17 protein-coding genes are annotated in these 19,142 nt (G+C 62.7%); 8 read left to right on the top strand and 9 right to left on the bottom strand.

All coding sequences use genetic code 11. The features are described from left to right. Positions 1-49: 49 nt before the first annotated feature. The 3 genes from BPHYT_RS13400 to BPHYT_RS13390 all read right to left on the bottom strand — a co-directional run bounded on the left by BPHYT_RS13400 (position 50) and on the right by BPHYT_RS13390 (position 1,901). On the bottom strand, positions 50-376 hold the full coding sequence (locus tag BPHYT_RS13400; RefSeq protein WP_012433693.1) for a hypothetical protein: 327 nt from the start codon (positions 374-376) through the stop codon (positions 50-52). Between the two features lie 137 nt (positions 377-513). Beyond that, positions 514-975 carry a RidA family protein gene (locus BPHYT_RS13395; protein WP_012433692.1) on the bottom strand — a complete coding sequence of 154 codons (462 nt, stop codon included), beginning with the start codon at positions 973-975 and terminating at the stop codon, positions 514-516. Positions 976-1,028: 53 nt separating this feature from the next. Beyond that, on the bottom strand, positions 1,029-1,901 hold the full coding sequence (locus BPHYT_RS13390) for an IclR family transcriptional regulator (RefSeq protein ID WP_012433691.1): 873 nt from the start codon (positions 1,899-1,901) through the stop codon (positions 1,029-1,031). A 116-nt stretch (positions 1,902-2,017) separates the two neighbouring features. Here BPHYT_RS13390 and BPHYT_RS13385 point away from each other — a divergent pair, with 116 nt between their 5' ends. The 3 genes from BPHYT_RS13385 to BPHYT_RS13375 all read left to right on the top strand — a co-directional run bounded on the left by BPHYT_RS13385 (position 2,018) and on the right by BPHYT_RS13375 (position 5,969). Continuing rightward, positions 2,018-3,226 carry an aminotransferase class V-fold PLP-dependent enzyme gene (locus BPHYT_RS13385; RefSeq protein ID WP_012433690.1) on the top strand — a complete coding sequence of 403 codons (1,209 nt, stop codon included), beginning with the start codon at positions 2,018-2,020 and terminating at the stop codon, positions 3,224-3,226. Between the two features lie 144 nt (positions 3,227-3,370). Then, on the top strand, positions 3,371-4,489 hold the full coding sequence (locus BPHYT_RS13380; protein ID WP_012433689.1) for a porin: 1,119 nt from the start codon (positions 3,371-3,373) through the stop codon (positions 4,487-4,489). Between the two features lie 109 nt (positions 4,490-4,598). Next, positions 4,599-5,969 carry a GntT/GntP/DsdX family permease gene (locus BPHYT_RS13375; RefSeq protein ID WP_012433688.1) on the top strand — a complete coding sequence of 457 codons (1,371 nt, stop codon included), beginning with the start codon at positions 4,599-4,601 and terminating at the stop codon, positions 5,967-5,969. 62 nt (positions 5,970-6,031) lie between these two features. On the opposite strand, the gene BPHYT_RS13370 is transcribed toward BPHYT_RS13375, so the two are convergent. The 4 genes from BPHYT_RS13370 to BPHYT_RS13355 all read right to left on the bottom strand — a co-directional run bounded on the left by BPHYT_RS13370 (position 6,032) and on the right by BPHYT_RS13355 (position 10,668). After that, a complete protein-coding gene (locus BPHYT_RS13370; protein ID WP_012433687.1) occupies positions 6,032-6,886 on the bottom strand; it encodes an alpha/beta fold hydrolase in 855 nt (284 codons plus the stop codon). A gap of 8 nt (positions 6,887-6,894) precedes the next feature. Continuing rightward, complete coding sequence (locus tag BPHYT_RS13365; RefSeq protein WP_012433686.1) at positions 6,895-8,487, bottom strand: benzoate-CoA ligase family protein; 1,593 nt, start codon at positions 8,485-8,487, stop codon at positions 6,895-6,897. Positions 8,488-8,596: 109 nt separating this feature from the next. Further along, complete coding sequence (locus tag BPHYT_RS13360) at positions 8,597-10,192, bottom strand: 3,4-dehydroadipyl-CoA semialdehyde dehydrogenase (RefSeq protein WP_012433685.1); 1,596 nt, start codon at positions 10,190-10,192, stop codon at positions 8,597-8,599. 8 nt (positions 10,193-10,200) lie between these two features. Next, entirely contained in the window at positions 10,201-10,668 is a 468-nt protein-coding gene (locus tag BPHYT_RS13355) for a DUF4863 family protein (protein WP_012433684.1), read from the bottom strand. A gap of 192 nt (positions 10,669-10,860) precedes the next feature. Here BPHYT_RS13355 and BPHYT_RS13350 point away from each other — a divergent pair, with 192 nt between their 5' ends. The 4 genes from BPHYT_RS13350 (at position 10,861) to boxA (ending at position 16,477) form a co-directional block, all read left to right on the top strand. After that, positions 10,861-11,835, top strand: a complete 975-nt coding sequence (locus BPHYT_RS13350; protein WP_041758501.1) for a helix-turn-helix transcriptional regulator — start codon at positions 10,861-10,863, stop codon at positions 11,833-11,835. Positions 11,836-11,952: 117 nt separating this feature from the next. Further along, positions 11,953-13,623, top strand: a complete 1,671-nt coding sequence (gene boxC / locus BPHYT_RS13345) for a 2,3-epoxybenzoyl-CoA dihydrolase (protein ID WP_012433682.1) — start codon at positions 11,953-11,955, stop codon at positions 13,621-13,623. 124 nt (positions 13,624-13,747) lie between these two features. Continuing rightward, positions 13,748-15,175, top strand: a complete 1,428-nt coding sequence (boxB, locus tag BPHYT_RS13340) for a benzoyl-CoA 2,3-epoxidase subunit BoxB (RefSeq protein WP_012433681.1) — start codon at positions 13,748-13,750, stop codon at positions 15,173-15,175. 60 nt (positions 15,176-15,235) lie between these two features. After that, entirely contained in the window at positions 15,236-16,477 is a 1,242-nt protein-coding gene (gene boxA, locus BPHYT_RS13335; protein WP_012433680.1) for a benzoyl-CoA 2,3-epoxidase subunit BoxA, read from the top strand. Between the two features lie 56 nt (positions 16,478-16,533). Here the strand turns inward: boxA and BPHYT_RS13330 are convergent, their stop codons facing one another. Next, the gene (locus BPHYT_RS13330; RefSeq protein ID WP_012433679.1) at positions 16,534-16,728 is read right to left on the bottom strand and encodes a hypothetical protein; all 195 of its coding nucleotides are present in this window, start codon (positions 16,726-16,728) and stop codon (positions 16,534-16,536) included. A 13-nt stretch (positions 16,729-16,741) separates the two neighbouring features. Beyond that, positions 16,742-17,491: a TetR/AcrR family transcriptional regulator gene (locus tag BPHYT_RS13325; protein WP_012433678.1), complete on the bottom strand. Its 750-nt coding sequence runs from the start codon at positions 17,489-17,491 to the stop codon at positions 16,742-16,744. A 302-nt stretch (positions 17,492-17,793) separates the two neighbouring features. Here BPHYT_RS13325 and BPHYT_RS13320 point away from each other — a divergent pair, with 302 nt between their 5' ends. Then, positions 17,794-19,074 (top strand): Zn-dependent hydrolase, encoded by a 1,281-nt coding sequence (locus BPHYT_RS13320; protein ID WP_012433677.1) that lies wholly within the window; start codon positions 17,794-17,796, stop codon positions 19,072-19,074. Positions 19,075-19,142 lie beyond the last annotated feature (68 nt).

Genomic DNA, 19,142 nt, shown 5'->3' with positions numbered 1-19,142 from the left:
ATGCACGCAACACGCGAGACTCGCCCGCGCGTCGCGTGACGCGCGAAACTCAGTCGACGGTGTGGATAACGGGTGTGGCGAGCGGCGTCGACGCGGCGGCGGTCAATGCCGGGTCGGCGCTTGATGCGGGTAGTGCGGGGGTTTGAATCGTAACGGCAGCGGGCGCGGGTGAAGCGGAGGATGGATTCGCCGGCGGCACGGCAGCGGCGTTGCCGTCGCCCGCGGGACTCACGGTGGAACTAACCGCGCGCGTGTCCGGAGTTTTGTCGTCGTCGTTGCCGCATGCGCCGAGCAGCAGGCACAGCGACACGGCGGCCAGCGCGGCCGACAAACGTTTGCGATGCAAGGCAATCGACGGGTTCGACACAACAGACATGGCAATGTCTCCGGCACGGGAAAGTTGCGCCAGGGCATCCATGTGCCCAGGTCAGCGATGCGCAAGAATAGTCGCTGACCTGTGTAACTTTTGTGAAGATGTGGAAATTTGGGTATTTGTTGAAAACTGCGCGACCGTCAATCCTGGATCGCGACGATGGCCTCGATCTCGACGGTAATATTGCCCGGCAGCGAGCCCACGCCGACCGCGGAGCGCGAGTGGCGACCGGCGTCGCCGAATATATCGACGAAGAGATCCGAGCAGCCGTTGATCACGCGCGGATGCTCGGTGAAATCCGGCGCTGCGTTGACCATGCCGAGCAGTTTGAGGATGCGCTTCACGCGGCGCAGATCGCCGAGTTCGTCGTGCAGCACCGCCAGCAGATTGAGTCCGACCATTTGCGCATGCCGGTAGGCTTCGTCCGCGCTGACCGTAGCGCCGACCTTGCCGGTCATCAGCGAGCCGGTTTCGTCGAGCGGACCCTGGCCGGACAGGAACAGCAGATTGCCCTCGCGTGTGCAGTGCGTGAAATTGCCGATCGGCGTCGGCACTTGCGGGAGCTTGAGGCCGCGCGTGTGCAGCCGGTCGTAGCAGTTCATCGATAAGGACGTGAGGGTGAGCGGTCGTTGAGAATTGAGCAGGGCGGCGGCGCTTACGCGGCCGGCTCCTGCTCGCGGTGCCGCCAGCCAAGGCGCGCTTCGATCCGGGCCGCCACCGACTGCACGGCTTGCGCGAAACGTTCGGTGCCGAGCGCGGCCTTCGCCTCGGGCATCACGATCGAAATGGTGAAGACGCACGCGCCGCTGTTGTCGAGCACGGGCGCTGCGAGGCACGCCACGGACGCATCCGATTCGCCGATCTGAATCGACAGTCGCGCCTCAAGCGCTTCGCGCGCGATCTGCGCGAGCACTTCCGGCCGCGTTTCCGCGCGCCCGGTGGGCGAGCTTTGCGCGTGCTGCGCGAAAAACGCGACCCGTTCGGCGTCCGGCAAGTGGCCGACCAGCAACCGGCCCGAAGCCGTCCAATTGAGCGGCACGCGACTGCCGACTCGCGACGTGACGCGAAAATGCCCGGGGCCTTCGGCCATTTGCTGAACCACCATCATGCCGTCTTCGAGACCGCAGACTTGCACGGTTTCTTCGACTTCGGCGGAGAGCCGCTGCATTTCCTCATGCGCGACCGCGAGATAGTCGAGCGAACTCGCGTAAGTCAGGCCGTAGCCGTACAGGCGCGAGCCGAGCCAGATGGTGCCGTCGACACGCCGCGCCAGCAGACTCTTCTCGACCATGTCGTTGATGATCGAATATACGGTGGACAACGGTGCGCCGACGATGCGCGCAACTTCATACGCGGTGGCGGGGCGGTTCGCCTGCTGAAGCGCGTCGAGAATCTGCACGGCCCGGTCGAGCGCGCTGGTGCGCGTGCGCGGCGCCACGGTTTCACCCTGCGATTGCTCTGCGGACGGATGCGCCGCTGCCGCCACGGATTCGCCGGCGGACGCGGAAGGTCGGGACGTGCGAGCCATCGTGCTCCTCTGTCGCTATGTTTTTGGCCAGTTGACGCAGGGGGATTGTATGCTAGACTGATCCGCAATTACAACATATATTCCATAATTAAGAAATACCAGGTCGGAGGCGCTTCATGGACATTCGCTCTCGTTTTGGCTTACGCCCCGTCATCAATGCTTCGGGCACGATGACGAGCTTGGGCGCGTCCAGCGTCAGCGCGCCGGTGATCGACACGGTAGCGCAGATGCTGCCGCAATTCGTCGAGATCGACGATCTGCAACGCAAGGCATCCGCTGCGATCAGCGCGGCGTGCGGCAGCGAAGCTGGCTATGTCACCGCGTCGTGCTCAGCGGCCATCACGCTTGCCATCGCCGCCACCATGACGGGCGACGACCACGGCTTGATCGAACGCCTGCCGGATACGAGCAGTTTGCCGGGCCTGCGCAATGAAGTCGTGATCCAGACCGGCCATCTCGTCAATTATGGCGCACCGGTGGATCAGGCGATCCGTTTGTCGGGCGCGCGCGTCGTGCCGGTCGGCGCGGCCACCGAAGCGCACGGTTATCAACTGAACACCGCCATCACCGAACGCACGGCTGCGGCGCTTTACGTGGTGTCGCATCACACCGTGCAATTCGGCATGATCCCGCTCGAAGAATTTATAGCGATCGCGCGTGCGAAGGGCGTACCCGTGATCGTCGACGCGGCTTCCGAGTACGACCTCAAGCGTTTCATCGCCGCCGGCGCGGACCTCGTGCTGTATTCGGCGCACAAGTTTCTCGGCGGACTGACCGCCGGCATCGTCGCGGGCAAGAAAGCGCTGGTACGTGCCGCTTATTTCCAGAATGGCGGCATCGGCCGCGGCATGAAAGTCGGTAAGGAAGGCATTGTCGGCGCGATTGCCGCGCTCGAGCAGTGGCAGCAGCGCGACCACGTCGCGATCCGTGCCCGCGAACGCGGCTACCTGACGCTGTGGCGTGAAACGCTGAACCGTTGCGACGGTGTGTGGGCCGAGATCGACGCCGACCCGACCGGCAATCCGCTCGACCGCCTGAAGTTGCACATCGATCCGAAGCAGGCGCGCATCACCGCATGGGATCTCGCCGACGCACTGGCGCATCCATCTGCGGGGGAAGCGCCGGTGATCGTGCGCGATCACGAAGCCGAATTGCATTTCTTCTTTATCGACCCGTGCAATCTGCACCCGGGTGAAGAGCAGATCGTGCTGGCTAGGCTGACCGCCGAACTCGAACGGGCGCGTCTGTCGCCCGAACCCATCGTCACACCGTTTTACCAGCGCGACGCTCGCCGCATCGCCGCGCGCCGCAACTGGCCCGACTGATTTCGCTTCACCGATGACCCTGGCTTGACCGCAGCACCGGACGCCGTTCCGGTGCGGCTTTGACTTGCCCGCTTAGTACTACTTATATCGCCGGAACATGCTCGATGTCACCGGCGTTCATTTTTCTTTCGACTTGAGGAAACCATGACGCACAAGCAGATTCTCCGTACGGCCATCGCCTTCGCAGTGGCCGGACTCGCCGCACAAGCCGCGCAGGCGCAAAGCAGCGTGACGCTCTACGGTATCGTCGACGCGGGCTTTACGTTCACGAACAATCAGAAGGGCGAAAAGGCCTATCAGGCGACGCAGGGCAATGTGCAGGGCTCGCGCTGGGGCCTGCTCGGCACGGAAGATCTGGGCGGTGGCAACAAGGTGATGTTCAAGCTGGAAAATGGCTTTAGCCTGGAGACCGGCGCATTGGGCCAGGGCGGCCGCATCTTCGGTCGTAGCGCATGGGTCGCGCTGTCCAACAGTAAGGCCGGCACGATCACGCTCGGCCGTCAGTACAACAGCGTGCAGGACTATCTGTCGAATCTGCAGATCAACGGCGTCGGCGCCATGAGCCAGTACGGCAACGCGATCTACGACAACGACGATATCAACAACACTTATCGCACCAACAACGCGGTCAAGTACACCACGCCGACGTATGCAGGCTTCACTGCCAACGCCATGTACGCGTTCTCGAACGCTGCGGGCGACTTCGCCAACAACCGCGCATGGAGCGTCGGCGCTGATTACGTGAACGGTCCGGTGCGTCTGGACGCGGCGTACTCGCTGGTCAATCAGCCGGCTACCAGCACCGCGGGCGCGGCGCCTTCGGACAATTACTACAACACCGGCTCGTCGATCATCAGCGGTGTGAAGCGCAATCAGGTGTGGGGCGCGGGCGGTGCGTACGTGTTCGGTCCGGCTACCGTCGCATTGCTCTACACGAACTCGCAATTCCAGTTGCTGACGGGCGGCAGCCTGCGGTTCGCCAACTACGAAGCCAGCCTGAAGTACCAGTTCACGCCGGCCACGCTGCTCGCGCTCGGCTACATCTACACGACGCAGAACACCAGCGGCACCACGGCGACCAACGCGCACTACAACCAGTTGAGCCTGGGCGGCGAGTACTTCCTGTCCAAGACGACCGACCTCTACCTGAACGGCATCTACCAGCGCTCGTCCGGTTCGAAAGCGTGGGTTGAAGGCATTTCCAATCCGTCGAGCAACAACGGTCAGTTCGTGACCGTCGCCGGCATCCGCCACAAGTTCTAAGCACGCCGCCCGCGTTGTCGCATTCGCAGCATGTCGTGTGACCTATGCGGCAGAGAGCGCTGCAAAGCGCTCAAAGCGGCGGCGCGGTTCTTTCCCTTCAGGAGCACCTATGGCGACCGTTCAAGGAAGTCTGTTACTCGTCTATGCATTGATCGCCATCATCGCGCTCGTCGTGCTGATCGCGCGCTTCAAGATGAATCCGTTCATCACCTTGATGGTGGTGTCGGTGGCGTTGGCGCTGGCCGTCGGCATGCCGGCGACGTCGATTCTCAAGTCGTTCGAAACCGGCGTGGGCGGCACGCTCGGCCACATTGCGATCGTGGTCGGTCTGGGCACCATGCTCGGCAAGATGATGGCCGAGTCGGGCGGCGCGGAGCGCATCGCACGCACGTTGATCGACCTGTTCGGTCCGAAGAACGTGCATTGGGCGATGATGTGCATCGCGTTCCTCGTCGGCTTGCCGGTGTTCTTCGAAGTCGGCTTCGTGCTGCTGATTCCGATTGCGTTCAACGTGGCGCAGCGTACCGGCACCTCGATGATTCGCGTCGGCATTCCGATGGTGGCGGGTCTCTCGGTCGTGCACGGGCTGATTCCGCCGCATCCGGCCGCGTTGCTCGCAGTGACCGCGTACAACGCGGATATCGGCCACACGATTTTCTACGCACTGATCGTCGGTATTCCGACCGCTGCGATTGCCGGTCCGTTGTTCTCGAAGCTGATCGCGCGCTTTGTCGTGCTCGACGGCGTCAATCCGATGGCGCAGCAATTCATCGAACAGGACGCGAAGCGCTCGCACCAGGAGTTGCCGGGCTTCGGCATCACCCTGTTGACAGTGTTGTTGCCGGTGCTGCTGATGCTGGTCGGCAGTTGGGCCGATTTGATCGTGCCGGCCAAATCGACAGCGAATAACGTGCTGCGCCTGATCGGTCACCCGGACATGGCGCTGCTGCTGGCTGTGCTGTTGAGCTTCATCACCTTCGGCAAGGCGCGCGGCTTCAACCGCGACCAGATCCTCAAGTTCACCAACGAATGTCTTGCGCCGACCGCGAGCATCACGCTGGTGGTGGGAGCGGGCGCGGGTTTCGGGCGCATTCTGATCGACAGCGGCGCGTCGAAAGCGATTGTGGATGTCGCGACCGGCGCGCACGTGCCGTTGCTGATTCTCGCCTGGCTGGTGGCGGCGCTGATTCGCGTGGCGACCGGTTCGGCGACGGTGGCGATGGCAACGGCTGCCGGCATCATCGCGCCGATCGCGGCTGCGGCCGCAAGCACGGTGGGTGGCGTGCGCCCCGAGTTGCTGGTGCTGGCCACCGGTGCGGGGTCGCTAATCCTCTCGCACGTGAACGACGGCGGCTTCTGGCTGGTGAAGGAGTACTTCGGCATGACGGTGCCGCAAACCTTCAAGACATGGACCGTTTGCGAAACGATCATCTCGGTGACAGCATTGTTGTTGACGCTGGGTTTGTCGACGGTGATCTGAGCGGTTCGACAGCAATAGCGCTGCAATGCGGCGCGTCGTGAAGACGCGCCGCGCTCATGACCTCAATGGTCCAGACGCGCCGCGCTCGAAACGAATGCCGCAATGGCGTCGTTCAGCGGTTGCGGCGCGTCGCGATGCGGCGAGTGCCCGCAAGCGTCGAGCTTGACCAGTTGCGCATGCGGCACCTGTACGGCGATCGTGTCAATTTGGGCCATCGTGCCGTAGTTGTCGTCGTGGCCTTGCACCGCGAGCAGCGGCTTGCGGATCGACGCCATTTCTTCTGCAATCGACCACTGCCTGAATGCCGGATTCAGCCAGATGTCGTTCCAGCCATAAAACGCGGAATCGACGTCCGCGTGATAGCGGGCGAGCTTGCTGCGCAGGTCCGTTGTTTCGTAGAGTTGTTTGGTCTGCGCGATACTCTCCACTGAAATATCTTCGACGAAAACGTGCGGCGCAATGGCCACCGCACCGGCCAATTCTTCCGGATGGAGTGCCGCATACAGCAGCGTGATCGAACCGCCATCGCTGTGGCCGATCACCCACATGCGCCGGCGTTCGCGCATATCGATATCGAGTGCGTCGAGCAAAGCGGGCAGAATGTCGCGCGCCTGCGCCGTCATGAAATCGACGGGCCACTTCACTGCATGCGGACGCGGGGTGGAAAGTCCGTAGCCGGGCCGTGAATAAACCAGCCCGCGCATGCCGAGCCGTTCGCACAGCGTTTGCGGCCAGTCGCGCCACATCGCGATCGAGCCGAGACCTTCGTGCAGGAAGACGGCGATCGGCGCGTCGCCTGCCGCTTCATTGAGCCAACGATACTCGATGCGCAACGGCCCATGCGACGCGGTAGCAGGCAAATCAGCGAATTCGCTGGCGGTCGTCGCTGCAACGTTGCCAATGGCGGGGTTCTGCATAAATCACCTTATGACTGCTCGCGCAGTTTGAAGCGTTGAATTTTTCCGGTGGCAGTCTTCGGCAAATCGTCGACGAACACGATATCGCGCGGGTATTTATGTGGCGCGAGGCGGTCCTTCACGAAAGCCTTCAACTCTTCCGCGAGTATCTCAGACGCCGCGAATTCACGCTTCAACACCACGAACGCGCGGGTCTTGACGAGGCCGCCGTGATCGACGCCGACCACCGCCGCTTCGAGCACCGCGCCGTGCTGCACCAGCACCATTTCCACTTCGACCGGCGAGACATACTGGCCGCTCACCTTGAGCATGTCGTCGCTGCGGCCCGCGTAGACATAGCAGCCGTTCGCCAGCCGGCAGTACTTGTCGCCGCTGCGAATCCATTCGCCGAGAAAAGTAGCGCGCGTTTTCTCGCGGTTGTTCCAGTACATCACGGCTGCGCTCGGGCCTTTGATGTACAGATCGCCGACTTCGCCATCGGCCACGGCGTGACCGGCGTCGTCGCGCAACTCGACTTCGTATCCCGGCACGGGTCGCCCCGTCGTCCCATACTCGACCGCGCCCGCGCGATTGGACAGGAAGATATGCAGCATTTCTGTCGAGCCGATGCCGTCGAGAATCTCGCAGCCGAAATGCGCGGTGAAGCGCTCGCCGATTTCACGCGGCAACGCTTCGCCCGCCGAGGTGCAGATCCGCATCGCGACATCGGCGCGTGCGGGCAAGTTGGGTGAGACCAGCATGTTCGCGTAGAGCGTGGGTACGCCGTAGAATACGGTAGGGCGATGTTTGACGAGACGCATGAAAATTGCGTCGGCGGTGGGACGCTCCGCCATCAGGATCGCCGTGGCGCCGACCGACAGCGGAAACGTCAGGCCGTTGCCGAGACCGTATGCAAAGAACAGCTTGGCTGCGGAGAACACCACGTCGCTTTCGGCGATACCGAGGATCGGCTTCGCGTAAAGTTCGGCGGTCCAGTACAGGTTTGCATGCGTATGGACCGTGCCCTTCGGTTTGCCGGTCGAGCCTGACGAATACAGCCAGAAGGCGATGTCGTCGCAACCGGTTGCCGCGGCTTTGGCGGCGGGCGCGGCGGCGTCGATCAATTCTTCGAGCAGAGGCGCGAGAAGCGGCTCGCCTTCACACGGCTGCGAGACGATCAACTGACAACCGTCATGTTCGGAGGAATCTAGCGCTTGCGTTACGTTCTGCACCAGCGCACCCGAGGCGATCACCGCGCGCGCATGGCTATGCGTGAGCATATACACGTAGTCGGCGGGCGTGAGCAGCGTGTTCGCAACGACCGGCACGACGCCCGCGTAGAGCGCGCCGAGAAAGGCAACCGGCAGCGCGATGGTATCGAGCATGACGAGCAGCACGCGCTCTTCGGGATGCACGCCGAGCGTTCGCAGCGCGCTAGCGAAGCGCCGCGCTCGTTCTTCCAGTTCACCGTAGGTAATGCTGCCGGTGTCGTCGATATAGGCGGTCTTGGTGGCGCGTGTTTCGTTCAGTCGAAACAGGTAGGCCGCGAAATTGAATAGCGCGGGCGGCGCTTCGGCTGTCGCGGCGGGCTGATTCGCGGCCTTTTCCAACAGGGCTTCCATGTGTCTCCTCCATCGGGTGGGCGCGGTCCGGCTATTCTGTGCTCGTGATCCGCTTGATGCTGTCAGGCTAATGTGCTTGCCCGGTCCTTATCGTTAGATTCGTGCGCCGTCAGGTCTTGGGCAAATGAGTCGCTTGCGTCAGCGAGCCGATTGCCGCGCTCGCTGCCTGAATGGCCGAACGCCGGTGATAGAAACCTAGCGCGCGCAAGCCGCCGAGTTCCTCGCCGCCGCCCGCGCGGCCCGGGCCGCCGTGCAGCGACATCGGCATCACGTTGCCGTGACCCGTTTGACTCTGCTGGACTGAAGGCGAAATGGCATGCACGCGGCCATGCGAATCCGCAAGTTCGAGCGCAAGACGGCCGAGATGTGCTTCGTCGTTCGAATAGATCGAGGCGACGAGCGATCCCTGGCCGCGCCGCGCGAGCGCGACCGCGTGCGCTTCGGGCAACGTTGCTGCGTCAGTGGCGACGCGATAGGGCGCCACGCTCGCCACCGGTCCGAACACTTCGACGTCGTGCAGTAGCGTCGCGTTATCCGGATCATTGACCACGAACAGATGCGGCGCGATGCAAGCCGCGATATTTGAGTCTGCGTCGATGAGCGGCACAGCGGAGCCGTCGAAGGCGAGCACCGCTTCTTCGCGCAGCGCCGCGATGCCGGCCAGCACGTTCTCGTATTGCTCGCGGCTCACGAGCGAACCCATGCGCACGGTGTCGTTGCGCGGATCGCCGACGGTGATTTTCGCGAGCTTCGCGTTGAGCGCTTCGAGCACGGCTTCAAGTGCGCCCTCGGGGACGAACGCGCGCCGGATCGCCGTGCATTTTTGCCCGGATTTCACCGTCATTTCGCGCACCACTTCCTTGATGAAGAGATCGAAGGCCGGTGTGCCGGGCGCGGCGTCGGCGCACAGAATCGCGCTATTCAGGCTGTCGGCTTCGACGTTCAGACGCGCGCCGCGCTGCACGAAGGCCGGATGCGCGCGCAACGTGGCGGCGGTTTGCGCCGAGCCCGTGAACGACACGACGTCGAAAGACTGAATCTGATCGAGCAGGCCCGCCGAACTGCCGCAAATCACCGAGAGCGCGCCGGGCGGCAGAATGCCCGCGTCGACCACATCGGCGACCATGCGTTGGGTGAGCCAGGCGGTTGCCGTAGCCGGTTTGACGATGACGGGCACGCCGGATAGCAACGCTGGCGCAGCTTTCTCCCACAAGCCCCACGATGGAAAATTGAACGCGTTGATAAAGAGCGCGACGCCGCGTGTCGGCGTGAGCACGTGCTGCACGCTGAACGATTGATCCTTGCTCAGCGAGACGCTTTCGCCGTCACGCAGCGCATGCACGTCGCCGAGCGACGCACCGAGTTTCGCGTAATACGAGAGCGTGAAAATGCCGCCGTCGATATCGACGGCCGAGTCGTTGCGCGTGGTGCCGGAGTTCGCGGTGGCGATCGCATAGTAGTCGTCGCGTTTCGCTTGCAGCAGCTTGACGATATCGGCGAGACGGGCGGCGCGCTGCGCGTAGGTCAAGGCGCGCAACGCGGCGCCGCCGGTATCGCGCGCAAAGCCGAACGCGTGTGCGAGATCGAGACCTTCGCTCGACACACGCACGAGCGCGACGCCTGTCACCGGATCGGTGAGCGTGACGCCTGTGCCGCTGCCGGCGATCCATTGGCCGGCTACATGGTTCTTCAGGAGTTCGGTCATGGCGGCGCTCAGGCGGGAGTGAATTCGATGGCGCCTTGCGGCAGGAGATAGAGCACCAACGCCTCGCCGTTCGCCACCGTCGGCCGATGGGCGGAGCCGGGCCCGTACACGCACCAGCCGGCCGGGTGGCCGTCGAAGGTGGTGCCTTCGGTGAGCGGCATGATCAGATCGATCTCGCCGTTCGGATGAACATGATGCGGACCGGCAATATCCTTCATATCGACGACGTCGACGGAAAAGCCGTGGGTTTCGGGCAGCGCCTTGAAGATGCGGCCGTAGCGAATGCCGCCGCCTTCGCGGTTGCACAGCCAGCCTTCGGCGACGCCGGTTCGGCATGCCTCTGCAAGCTCGCGGAACGCGTCTCCGTCGGCGGGATAGGTGTCGTTCAGCCAGTCCGCCAGCTCGCCGTCGAGCGGCCGGCCGTCGAGTTGCTCCGTGACGCCCGCGATCAGGCGCTGGAATTCATGTGGGGACATGCGAGCCTCCAGATCGGCGCCTTCGACCGCACACGCACGTTAATGCATGCGAGTCGTCGCGCCATCTCCGTGACGCTGCCGAAAGTTCTCAACAGCGTTTGTTATTGGATCAATATTTGGCGAAAATTAACCGTTCACCTGGTGTCTGTCAAGCACTATAGTACATGTATCGAAGTTAACGGGCAGCAAAACATGAACCAAAATTACTCTTCCGTACCGCTGGCCGACTCAGCCGACGAGGACGCGAGCCGCGCCGAACGGGTGCCGGAGCGCGGCGCAGAGCGCGATCCGTTTCTCACGGCAATGGGCGAACGCGTGCGTCTGCTGCGCGCGCGCCGCGGCATGACGCGCAAGACGTTAGCCGCGGAAACCGGCCTGTCGGAGCGGCATCTGGCGAATCTGGAGTCGGGGGTGGGCAATGCGTCGGTGCTGGTGCTGCGGCAGATCGCGGGCACCTTGAACTGTTCGCTGGCCGAGGTGATCGGTGACGAAACCACGGCCTCCGCCGAATGGCTGCTGATCCGCGAGCTGCTGCAGGGACGCGATCAGGCGGCCTTGCAGCGCGCCCGCGTGGCGCTCGCCGAGATGTTCGCGCAGGCGCCGCGCGACCCGCATCGCAAGGACCGGATTGCGTTGATCGGCCTGCGCGGCGCCGGCAAATCGACGCTCGGACGAATGCTCGCGCAGGAGCGCAAAGTGCCGTTCGTCGAACTCACACGTGTAATCGAGCAACTGGCCGGCTGCCCGCCCTCGGAGATTCATTCGCTTTATGGCGCGGCCGCTTACCGGCGTTACGAACACCGCGCGCTGGAGGCCGTGATTCAGGAACACGAACGCGCGGTGATCGCGTCGCCGGGCGGGCTGGTGTCGGAGTCGGGCACCTTCAATACGTTGCTGTCGCATTGCTATACGGTGTGGCTGCAGGCCGCGCCGGAGGAGCACATGCGCCGCGTCGTCGCGCAAGGCGACCTGCGGCCGATGTCGGGCAACAAGGAGGCGATGGACGACCTGAAGCGCATCCTGGCGGGGCGCAGCGAGCTCTACGCCCGCGCCGACATGACCTTCGACACCAGCGAAAAAACCTTGGCCGACGCCTACCTGCAACTGCGCGACCGCCTCGCCGCGAGACTCGCTGCGGAATCGCCCGACGAAGCGCGGCTCGGCTAACGTGCAATTCGACGTCAGGGTTTACTAGCAAACATGCACTAAAGTGCTTTACATGGGTTTGACAGTGCACTATTGTTCAAAAAAACAGTTTTGCATCGTCCAGTCAGGAGACGCCCCATGTCCACAGCAGAAACCGCCGTCGCGCCGGTTGACTACCGCACTGAACCCTCCCAGTACAAGCACTGGAAGCTGAGCTTCAACGGTCCCGTCGCGACGCTCGGCATCGATATCGCCGAGGACGGCGGCATTCGTGACGGCTACAAGCTCAAGCTGAATTCGTACGACCTCGGCGTCGACATCGAACTGCACGACGCGGTACAGCGCATCCGCTTCGAGCATCCCGAAGTGAAAACCGTGGTGCTGACGAGCCTGAAAGACCGCGTGTTCTGCTCGGGCGCCAACATTTTCATGCTGGGTCTCTCGACGCATGCGTGGAAGGTCAACTTCTGCAAGTTCACCAACGAAACGCGCAACGGTCTGGAAGATTCGTCGCGTCATTCGGGACTGAAGTTTCTGGCTGCCGTGAACGGTGCGTGCGCCGGTGGCGGTTATGAGCTCGCTCTGGCCTGTGACGAGATCTATCTGGTGGACGACCGTTCGTCATCGGTGTCGCTGCCGGAAGTGCCGCTGCTCGGCGTGCTGCCGGGCACCGGCGGCCTCACGCGCGTCACCGACAAACGCAAGGTGCGGCACGATCGCGCCGATATCTTCTGCACGGTGGTCGAGGGCGTACGCGGCGAGCGCGCGAAAGCATGGCGTCTCGTGGATGAAGTCGTGAAGCCGAATCAGTTCGACCAGGCGATCCAGGCACGCGCGCTCGAACTCGCCGAGCAAAGCGATCGTCCCGCTGACGCACAAGGTGTTGTGCTCACGCGTATCGAACGCACGGATCGCGAAGAAGGCCTCACTTATAAAACGCTCGACGTCACGATCGATCGTGCAAAACGTATCGCGACGTTCACTGCCAAGGCGCCGCAGAGCGAACCGCCCACGAATATCGATGAGATCGTCGCAGCCGGCGTGAACTGGTGGCCGTTGCAATTCGCCCGCGAACTCGACGACGCGATCCTTTGCATGCGCACCAACGAACTGGCGGTCGGCACATGGGTCTTCAAGACCGAAGGCGACGCCCGGAATCTGCTCGCCGCGGACGCCTCGCTTATGCAACACAAAGATCACTGGTTCGTGCGCGAGACCATCGGCCTGTTGCGCCGCACGCTGGCGCGCATCGACGTCTCGTCGCGTTCGCTGTTCGCGCTGATCGAGCCGGGCTCGTGCTTCGCCGGCACTTTCGCGGAACTCGCGTTCGCCGCCGACCGCACGTATATGGCGGCGCTGCCGAGCAACGAAGAGGAAGAGCCGGCCATCACGCTGTCCGAAGTCAACTTCGGCCTTTATCCGATGGTCACGCATCAGTCGCGTCTCGGTCGCCGTTTCTATGAGGAAGCGGAGCCGCTCGATGCTGTGCGCTCCCTGATCGGTCAGCCGATCAAGCCAGTCGAAGCCGAACGCCTCGGTCTCGTGACCGCATCGCCCGACGACATCGACTGGGCCGACGAAATCCGAATCGCGCTCGAAGAACGCGCCGCGATGTCGCCGGATGCATTGACCGGACTCGAAGCGAACCTGCGCTTCAACGGTCCGGAAACAATGGAGACGCGCATTTTCGGCCGTCTCACCGCGTGGCAGAACTGGATTTTCAACCGGCCGAACGCAGTGGGCGAGAAGGGCGCGCTCAAGGTGTACGGCAAGGGCAGCAAGGCGCAATTCGACGTCTCGCGTGTTTGATACGCATTTGATGCGCGCGTGATGGGCGTCTGAACGCCGTCCGCTCAATGAGCGCGAAACAGGCCACCGTTTGTCAGATACGCGCCATTCATCGTCACTGCAGTTTCCTAACCAGGAACCGACCATGTCAACGATCAACTACAGCGAAAAGATTCCGAACAACGTCAACCTCGCCGACGACCGCGCGCTGCAGCGCGCACTCGAACAATGGCAGCCGAATTTCCTGGCGTGGTGGGGCGATATGGGCCCGGAAGGCTCGCACGGCTATGACGTTTATCTGCGTACCGCCGTAAGCGTCGACGCGGGCGGCTGGGCGCATTTCGATCACGTGAAGATGCCGGACTACCGCTGGGGCATTTTTCTTACGCCCGGCGAGCAGGACCGCAAGATTCATTTCGGCGAACACAAGGGCGAAGCGGCCTGGCAGGACGTGCCCGGCGAACATCGCGCGAATCTGCGCCGTATCATCGTGACGCAAGGCGATACCGAGCCGGCGTCGGTCGAACAGCAGCGTCACCTTGGCTTGACGGCGCCCTCCATGTACGACTTGCGCAACCTCTTCCAGGTGAACGTGGAAGAAGGCCGCCACCTGTGGGCGATGGTGTATCTGCTGCATCGTTACTTCGGCCGCGATGGCCGTGAGGAAGCCGAAGCATTGCTCGGCCGCCGTTCAGGCGACGACGACAATCCCCGCATTCTCGGCGCGTTCAACGAGAAAACGCCGGACTGGCTCGCGTTTTTCATGTTCACGTACTTCACCGATCGCGACGGCAAGTTCCAGTTGTCGGCGCTCGCCGAGTCGGGCTTCGATCCGCTCGCGCGTACCACGAGGTTCATGCTGACTGAAGAAGCGCATCACATGTTCGTCGGCGAGTCGGGTGTATCTCGCGTGATCCAGCGCACAGCTCAGGTGATGAACGAACTCGGCACCGACGACGTCTCGAAGCTTCGCGCGGCCGGCGTGATCGATCTGCCGACCATTCAACGCTATCTGAACTTCCATTACTCGGTCACGATCGACCTGTTCGGCGCGGATCATTCTTCCAACGCGGCCACGTTCTATAGCTCGGGCCTCAAAGGCCGTTACGAAGAAAACAAGCGCGACGACGATCATCAGTTGAACGGTCAGAGCTACAAGCTGCTCGACGTGCAGGACGGCAAGCTGGTCGAGCGCGAAGTGCCGATGCTCAACGCGATGAACGAAGTGCTGCGCGACGACTACATCAAGGATTCGGTGGCGGGCGTGGGGCGCTGGAACAAGGTGCTGGACAAGGCGGGCATCGATTTCCGCATGACTGTGCCGCATAAAGCGTTCAATCGGCAGATCGGCACGTTCGCGGGTACGCGTGTGTCGCCCGATGGCCGTGTGGTCAGCGAAAGCGAATGGGCTGCCAATGAGGCGAAATGGCTCGCTACGCCGGAAGACCGCGCTTACGTCGCTTCTTTGATGGGACGCGTGACGGAAGCCGGCAAGTTCGCCAACTGGATCGCGCCGCCCGCAATGGGCGTGAACCGTCAGCCGGTCGATTTCGAATACGTGCGCTTTAACTGAGCGCGCGGGCGGCGAACGGCGCCATGCACGGTTGCGCCGCATCTCAAGATGGAGGAAGTCATGAACGGCCCAGTATCGATCGAAGTTCTCAGGCAGCATCTGATCGATCCGGAAATCTGCATTCGCTGCAATACGTGCGAAGAGACTTGCCCGGTCGATGCGATCACGCACGACGACAACAACTACGTGGTCAAGGCGGAGATCTGCAACGGCTGCATGGCGTGCGTGCCGCCGTGTCCGACCGGCGCAATCGATAACTGGCGCACGGTGCTGAAGGCCGACGCGTATCCGATCGAAGAGCAGTTCACATGGGACGTCCTGCCGGAACAGAACACGATGGCCGTGCCCGCCGCGGACGAATTGCCAGGCGCGGGCGCGTCGGGCGATACGGTGGCCGAGGCGAGCGGCATCGAAGTGGATACCGTGCGCGGCTCGGTCGTGCCGCCGTGGTCCGCAGCGAAGCCCTACGTGAATCTCTACACGCACAAGGAGCCGACTAGCGCGACGGTGGTCGGCAACTACCGGCTGACGGACGGATCGACCGATAGCGACATTCATCATATCGTGCTGGATTTTGGGTCGATGCCGTTCCCGGTGCTGGAAGGCCAGTCGATCGGCATTCTGCCGCCCGGCACTGCCGCCGACGGCCGCGCGCATCACGCGCGCCAGTATTCGATTGCGAGCCCGCGCGATGGCGAGCGGCCTGGTTACAACAACGTCTCGCTGACGGTCAAACGTGTTTCGCAGCAACACGGCGACTCATTGGACGGCGTGTGTTCGAACTACCTGTGCGATCTGAAGAAGGGTGACGTGGTCAAGGTGATCGGCCCGTTCGGCGGCACGTTCCTGATGCCGAACCATCCGAACTCGCATCTGCTGATGATCTGCACCGGCACGGGCTCAGCGCCGATGCGCGCGATGACCGAGTATCGCCGCCGGCGTCGGCTGAAGGGCGCTACGGGCAAGTTGATGTTGTTCTTCGGCGCGCGGACCAAGGAAGAGTTGCCGTACTTCGGGCCGCTTACGAATCTGCCGAAGGATTTCATCGATACGAATCTGGCGTTTTCGCGTACGCCCGGTCAACCGAAGCGTTATGTTCAGGACGCCATGCGCGAACGCGCCGTCGATGTGGCGCACATGCTCAAGGACGACAACACGCATATTTACGTGTGCGGGTTGAAGGGCATGGAGGATGGTGTGCTGCAAGCGCTCAAGGAGATTGGCGAGCGGCATCAGCTGGATTGGGAAGCGCTGTGGGTGAAGTTGAAGAAGGAGGGGAGGCTGCATCTGGAGACGTATTGACCGGATGGTGTCCGGTCGTGCGGTCGGCAAGATCTCATGGAACTCGCCTGGAGTGATCATTGAGTGACCTCCCACGCGTCTTCGGTGATGGACGTCGTGGGATTGTCATAACGCAAAGGCGTGCCACGCAGCACTTCGAGTGCGTTGCGTTCCATGCCGCGATAGGGCCGCACTTCGAGCACGGGTTTGCCGCAGTCTGTCACGATCACACTCTCGCCGGAAGATTCGATCTGCTGAAACAACTCGAGCACCCTAGCTTCGAACCTACGCGTTACACTCGGGCAAATCCACCTTCCCCGGCGATACCGCCCCGCAAGCCCGAATCACCAACTGCACCACTTCCTCCGTAGTCGCATCGAACGCCTTTTGCGTCAACGCGCGCTTGCCCTTAAGCGCGCGAATCTGCGCATCAAAGTCGGCATAGTGCTGTGTCGTCGCCCAGATCATATACATCAGCGTCTGCGCATTCACCGGCGCAAGCAGCCCGCGCGCGATCCAATCGTCGATCACCTTCACACGGCTATCGAGCCACGGCTTCACCCGCTCCGTGAGAATGTCCTCCATATGCTCCGCGCCGTGAATGATCTCGCTCGCCCACACCTTCGAACCGAGCGGCCGGCGCCGCGACAATTCCATTTTCGCGCGCACGTACCCGCCGATCGCTTCGACCGGGTCGTCGCTGCACTCGAACGTATCCGCCGCGCGATGCCAGTCTTCGAACAGGTCTTCCAGCACGCGTCGATACAGCGCGAGCTTTGTCGGGAAGTAGTAATGCACGTTGGCTTTTGGTAAGCCCGCGCGTTCCGCGATCATCGCGGTGCTCGTGCCGTCGAGTCCGCGCTCGGCGAAAACCGCCTCCGCGCACGCCAGAAGATGCGCTTCATTCGACTCGCGAATGTGCGCCTTGCGCCGCCGCAAAGGTGCGCGTGTTTCCTCGTTTTCCGTGATGTCAGCCGCCACGTCGTCGTCTCTCATGTTCGCCTTCGGCGGCATGGGTGCCGCGTCGCGCTTCATTCTAGTCGTTTGGCGCGCTGCCCACACGCGCATTCGTCTCGCGCGTCGAAGGCGTGCTGCGGTGCAATGGCACGCTTCTCGCTATGTTTCTCACCGCACGAAAGGTGTTGATTTGGCGAGTTTAATCGGCTACAACCTGTCCAACTGGACAGGATTGAAAGGGCGGCCGATGCCCCAGGGTTTGCCCTCTGTGTGAGAGGTCATCGAGGGCTTCGAATCTGCACCGCCCCCGTGCGGGCGCGCCCCAAAACCCGCCGCCGATGCACCAGTTTCATGTCGGTTCACCGAAAGGAGCGAGACGAATGAATGCGGTATCCGAAGCGCTGAAGCATGCTGAACCCACCACGTCGATCAAGGTCGACGGCAAGCGGCTGTGGGACAGCCTGATGACCATGGCGAAGATCGGCGCAACGCCTAAAGGCGGCGTCTGCCGCCTCGCGCTCACCGACCTCGATAAGGAGGGACGCGATCTGATCGTCAGTTGGGCGAAGGAAGCCGGCTGCACGGTCAGTGTGGACCAGATGGGCAATGTATTCATGCGCCGCGCCGGGCGCAATCCCGCTGCGTTGCCGGTCATGACCGGTTCGCACGCCGACTCGCAGCCGACAGGCGGCCGCTTCGACGGCATCTACGGCGTCCTCGGCGGTCTCGAAGTAATTCGGAGTCTGAACGATCACGGCATCGAGACCGAGCACCCAGTCGAAGTGGTGATCTGGACCAATGAGGAAGGCTCGCGTTTCGCGCCCGCGATGGTGGCGTCAGGCGTGTTCGCCGGCGTGTTCACGCTCGACTACGGTCTGTCGCGCAAGGACGTGGACGGTAAGACCATCGGCGAGGAACTCGAACGCATCGGCTATGCGGGCGATATTCCATGCGGCGGACGGCCACTGCACGCGGCGTTCGAACTGCATATCGAACAGGGCCCGATTCTCGAAGCCGAGCAGAAAACCATTGGCGTCGTGACCGACGCGCAAGGTCAGCGCTGGTACGAAATCACGCTGACGGGACAGGAGGCGCACGCGGGTCCGACGCCGATGCCGCGCCGTCGCGACGCGTTGCTCGGCGCCGCGCGCGTGGTCGATCTGGTCAATCGTATCGGTCTGGACAACGCGCCATTCGGCTGCGCGACGGTCGGCATGATGCAGGTCTATCCGAACTCGCGCAACGTGATTCCGGGCCGCGTGTTCTTCACCGCCGATTTCCGTCATCCGGACGATGCCGTGCTCGCGAAAATGGATGCCGCCTTGCGCAAGGGCGTGGCCGACATCGCGAACGGTATCGGCCTCGAAACCGAACTCGAGCAGATTTTTTATTACGCGCCGGTCGCCTTCGACGAAGCCTGCGTGAAGTCCGTGCGCGCCGCGGCGGAACGCTTCGGTTATCCGCATCGCAACATGGTGTCCGGTGCGGGACACGATGCCTGCTATCTGTCGCAAGTTGCGCCGACTTCGATGGTGTTCGTGCCGTGCGTGGACGGGATCAGTCACAACGAAATCGAGGACGCCACCTTCGAATGGATCGAGGCGGGCGCCAATGTATTGCTGCACGCCATGCTGGAGCGTGCGTGCGAGCCGGTTTCATAACGCTTTAGCGGTTGCGGTCCGTATCGACACGTTTGACCCGCTTCACCGTCGTGCCCATAAAACATGCC

The sequence above is a fragment of the Paraburkholderia phytofirmans PsJN genome (genome assembly GCF_000020125.1).
Taxonomy (GTDB): Bacteria; Pseudomonadota; Gammaproteobacteria; order Burkholderiales; family Burkholderiaceae; genus Paraburkholderia; species Paraburkholderia phytofirmans.
Note: the sequence above shows the minus strand (reverse complement) of the source record. Positions and strands in the feature narration are given on the sequence as shown.